Annotated in this window: 1 protein-coding gene; it reads left to right on the plus strand. The window is 46.6% G+C overall.

What is annotated here, in order from left to right:
* Positions 1 to 378: hypothetical protein (locus tag HII27_RS26895; protein WP_185670195.1), on the plus strand; the 378-nt coding region annotated here is incomplete at both ends.

Consider the following 378-nt stretch of genomic DNA (forward strand, 5'->3'; position numbering starts at 1 on the left):
TTGATTTACCAGAAAAAGATCGAGGGATGTTACGACTGTTCGATAATGACCTGTATCAGCCAGATAGTGTTTTGGACTCACTGACTGCTGAGCAAAAAGACAATATTGAGAAAAAAATTGATAGTTTTATCGCCAACGGAAGATATCTGCAGGTCTGGAGCATGCCCCTCCCCACCTGGCTTGAAGAGGAGGCTAAACGCCTTGATATATCCACCGCCCCATTAACCTTTGTGCAATACGCTGGCCCATTTCCAGAACCCGTGAAGAGCATAATTAAGGACGAATGTAAAAGCCTCAGGCTGCCCATGCCCGACATTCTGGCACAAGGACTTATCCTTGTTAACGACAGCCTGACAGGGCTTGAACCGAGAGCAATAC

It is taken from the genome of Kluyvera sichuanensis (assembly GCF_014218705.1).
Classification (GTDB): domain Bacteria; phylum Pseudomonadota; class Gammaproteobacteria; order Enterobacterales; family Enterobacteriaceae; genus Kluyvera; species Kluyvera sichuanensis.